Genomic DNA, 4,065 nt, shown 5'->3' on the forward strand with positions numbered 1-4,065 from the left:
CCCACCACCTGCCGCTCGGGGTCAACGCCGTCGAGGGCTCGATCGCCTTGGACCGGCGGCTCCTGGAGGAGGACACCAGGTGGCGCGAGGTGGCCCGCTCGGCCGATTTCGCCGAGGCCTACCCGGTCGACTTCCCGGCCGACTCGACCGACTGAGCGTGTCGAGCCGCCCGGCACCACCGCCGCGCCCGTCCGGCACCACCGCCGCACCCGTGCTCGGCACTGCGGCCCGGCGCGGGGTGAGCGCCGGGCCGCAGGGGTTCTCGGCTCAGCAGTTGGCGAGGATGCCGGTGAGCGCGGTCTTCTCGGCGCTGTCCACGTCCAGGCCGTAGTACTGCTTCACCTGCACCCAGGCGCGGGCGTAGGTGCAGCGGTAGGAGGCCTGGGGGAGCCACTCGGCCGGGTCGCGGTCGCCCTTGGAGCGGTTGCTGCTCGCGGAGACCAGCAGCAGCTGGGGGCGGGTGACGTCGTTGGCGAAGGCCTGGCGCTGTGCGGTGGTCCAGGCCCAGGCGCCGGAGGCCCAGGCCTCGGAGAGCGGCACCAGGTGGTCGACGTCGAAGGAGGAGGCGTTGGTGGTGGTCGCGCCGTCGTACGGCGAGGACCAGTTGCCGCTGGTCGCCTTGCAGGAGGTGTCGGTGGCGACGTTGCTGCCGTCCCGCTTGACGACCCACTCGCGGGTGTCGCAGGTGCCGCTGATGGTGATCCAGGTCGGGAACAGCGTGCGGTCGTAGGTGTCCCCGTGGGTCTCCGCGGTGGCGGGCATCGCGGCGAGGTAGCTGCGGGCGGTGGCCGCGGAGATCGGGGTCGGCAGGGCGGCCTGGGCGGGGGTGCCGGCCGTGAGCACGGTCGCGGCGGCGAGGGCGGCGGCAGCCGGTATGCAGGACAGGAACCGGCGCACGGGTGCGGTGGGGGCCATGGCGGACGCTCCATCATCAGATCGGAAGAACTGCTGAATTGCGTGCGCCAGTGTGGCGATCCGGTCACCTACGCGGGTAGACCCGGGAAGTGAAATCCTCGTGCACATCGGACGTGCACCGGACAAGTCCGGCGCGCGTCACGGGGGTTCGGGGTGGTGTGTCCGGTTTTCCGGCTGCCGCCGGGGGTTTCAGTCGCGGCGGCGGCCCGCCATCCAGACGTAGACCAGGATGCCCGCGAACAGGAACAGCACGCCCTGGTAGACGGCGGCGTAGCCGGCCCCGGCGAGCAGCCAGAGCGAGAAGGCGAAGGCGCCGAGGCCGAGGACGGCGTCGCGCACCAGCCGCCCGCGGTCGACCTTCTCGCCCGCCCCGCGCACCAGCCAGTACAGCTGGGCGGCGGTGGAGAGCAGGTACGGCACGGTGGCGGTGAAGGTGGTGACCAGCACCAGCATGTCGAAGGCGCCCTTCGCGCCGCTGGCGAAGTTGACCACGGTCAGCGCCGAGGCCAGTGCCACGCCGACCAGCACGCCGAAGGTCGGCACCCCGCGCCGCTCCTTGCCGAAGGCGGCCGGGAACAGGCCGTCCTTGGCGGCCGCGTACGGGGCCTGGGCGGAGAGCAGGGTCCAGCCGTTGAGGGCGCCGGTCATCGAGACCAGCGCGGCGACGGCGATCGCCGTGCCGCCCCAGCCGCCGCCGAACATGGCGTCCACGGCGTCCGAGAACGGCGCGGCGGAGTGGACGAGTTGCTGGTGCGCCACGGTGCCGAACACCGCGATGGTGCCGAGCAGGTAGACCACCGCCGCACCGGTGGTGCCGAGCACGCTGGCCCGGCCGACGTTGCGCTCCGGGTCGCGGACCTTGCCGGCGCTCATCGCGGCCGACTCCACGCCCAGGTAGCTGAACAGCAGGATCGCCGCGGCGGCGGTCATGCCGCCCGCCCAGCCGTGGCCGGTGGCGTCGAAGGGCCCGAGGTTCTTCGGGTCGAAGAAGAACAGGCCGCCCACCGAGACCAGCAGCAGCGGAATGAACTTCAGCACGGTGGAGACGAGTTGGACGGCCCCGACGTAGCGGGTGCCGGCCAGGTTGGCCAGGGCCGGCAGCCACTGGAAGGCCAGCGCGGCGGTGATCTCCAGCGGGATGGAGTGGTGGAGCGGCAGCAGCACGTCCAGGTACCCGACGGCGGCCACGGCGAGCGCGGCGTTGCTGACCCAGGTGGTGATCCAGTACGACCAGGCGGACAGGAAGCCGGCGAAGTCCCCGAAGGCCTCGCGGGCGTAGACGTACGGCCCGCCGGTGCGCGGGTTGCGGCGGGCGAGCTGCCCGAAGACCAGCGCCAGCGCGATCGCGCCCACGGTGAGCACTCCGAAGGCGGCCAGGCTGACCGTCCCGAACGGGGCCACGGCGGCGGGGATCATGAAGATGCCGCCGCCGATGATGTTTCCCATCACCAGGGCGGTGGCGGTCGGCAGCCCGAAACGGCGGCCGGTGGTCCGGGGCGCGGGGCCGTCCGGCGGGGAGCCGACCGGCCCCGGGGTCTCCGGGCCGCTCGGTCGGGTCGCCTGCCGGGGTGCGGCGGGACTGGTCTGCATGAGGGTGGTGCGCCTTTCGTGGTGCTGCTCCTGCTGGTGCTCGCGCTCGGTGGAGCGTCATGGAGCGACCGTTCATGCTCGGACCGGGCTGCACCTTGCACCAAATCGCCGGGATTTGTTCAGTTCGCCCGGTCCATCGCCGCAAGACTTGCGGCCGCGGGGCGGCCGGACGGGTACTCGTCCGGCCCCCTCCGTCCGGCCGTTCGACCGGATTGACGCGGGTACGCCCGCATTCCTCGACGTACGCCCGGATTCGCCCGGCCGGGGGAGTTGCCTCACCCGAACGCCTCAGCCCGGTTGCGGCGTGCGCCCGAAGCCGCGCGTTCGTGTGCCAACGTTGGCGCGGCGCCCCCGGTGGGGCGCCGCCCGGCCCGTCGGGCGGCCGAACAGGCCGGTCGGGGGCGCGGGTTGAGGACCAGAGACGAACCAAAGGACATCAGATGTCGCTTCGTGGGAAGATCCGCAAGCTCGCCGTGATCGTCGCCGTGGCCGGTGCCGTGGTGGCGGTCCCGACCTCGGCCATGGCGGGGGGCTTCGCTCCGACGCAGTCGGAGGGACAGCACCTGGAGTCCGGCTCCGCGGGCGTCGGCCTGGTCGGCCCGCACGCCACCTGGTTCAACTACTCCGAGCACAGCGAGAGCGACTGCGGCTGCTGATCCCCGCCCCCCGAGCCCGGAGGCCGCCCGTCGGTCTCCGGGCTCACGGCCGTCCCGCGGCGGCCGGCTCCCGCAGGTCCGTCGGACGGGTTCCGGGGCCGCGGACCGCCGCCCGGTCCCGCAGTTCCTTCAGCACCGCGATGTCCATCGCGTGCCCGGTGCCGTCCCCGCCGTGCTTGCGGTCCGGGGTCTCCACCACCAGGGGCACCCCGGCCGTCTCCGGGTGCTCGAACAGCTCGCGGAACGGCTCGGCGCCGATCATCCCGGCGCCGATGTTGGCGTGCCGGTCCTTGCGGGCGCCGACCACGTCCTCGGAGTCGTTGGCGTGGATCAGCCGCAGCCGGCCCGGACCCGCCGCGGCGGCCAGGGCGTCCAGCGCGGCCGTCACCCCGCCCGGCTCCGCCAGGTCGTGCCCGGCGGCGAAGGCGTGGCAGGTGTCCAGGCAGACTCCCACCTTCGGGTGATGCTCCAGCGCCGCCATGTACGCGGCCAGCTCCTCCATCCGCGAGCAGAGCGAGCTGCCCTGGCCCGCCGTCGGCTCCAGCAGCAGCCAGGGCGCGTCGTCGCCCAGCCCGTCCAGCTCCTCCAGCAGCGGCCGGACGTCCGTCCGGACCTGCGCCATCGCCTCGGCCCGGCGCGAGCCGCCGCCGGGCGCGGTGCCGACCGCCGAGCCGGTGTGCAGGACGACGCCGAGCGCGCCGATGGCGTGGCCGCGGCGCAGCGAGTGCCGCAGCGACTCGGCGGAGCGTTCGCGGGTGGCCGGGTTGTCCGAGCCGAAGTTGATCAGGTACGGCGCGTGCACCCAGGCCGGGACGCCCTGTTCGGCGCAGGCGGTGCGGAACTCCTCGTCCTGGGCCGGGTAGCCCAGGGGAGTGGCCCAGCCGCGCGGGTTGGCCACGAACAC

The 4,065-nt window shown here is 73.7% G+C and carries 4 protein-coding genes; 1 reads left to right on the forward strand and 3 read right to left on the reverse strand.

Going from position 1 to position 4,065, the window contains the following annotated elements:
* Positions 1-267: 267 nt before the first annotated feature.
* On the reverse strand, positions 268-915 hold the full coding sequence (locus ACIQOV_RS30885; protein WP_380545740.1) for an HNH endonuclease family protein: 648 nt from the start codon (positions 913-915) through the stop codon (positions 268-270).
* Between the two features lie 189 nt (positions 916-1,104).
* Entirely contained in the window at positions 1,105-2,505 is a 1,401-nt protein-coding gene (locus ACIQOV_RS30890; protein ID WP_401053927.1) for an amino acid permease, read from the reverse strand.
* 440 nt (positions 2,506-2,945) lie between these two features.
* Between ACIQOV_RS30890 and ACIQOV_RS30895 the strand changes: the two genes are divergently transcribed.
* Positions 2,946-3,161, forward strand: a complete 216-nt coding sequence (locus ACIQOV_RS30895; RefSeq protein ID WP_359912359.1) for a hypothetical protein — start codon at positions 2,946-2,948, stop codon at positions 3,159-3,161.
* 43 nt (positions 3,162-3,204) lie between these two features.
* Here the strand turns inward: ACIQOV_RS30895 and ACIQOV_RS30900 are convergent.
* Positions 3,205-4,065 (reverse strand): deoxyribonuclease IV (locus ACIQOV_RS30900; protein WP_401053928.1); only part of this gene is annotated, 861 nt, incomplete at its 5' end.

The sequence above is a fragment of the Kitasatospora sp. NPDC091257 genome, from assembly GCF_044757675.1.
GTDB lineage: Bacteria > Actinomycetota > Actinomycetes > Streptomycetales > Streptomycetaceae > Kitasatospora > Kitasatospora lactacystinica.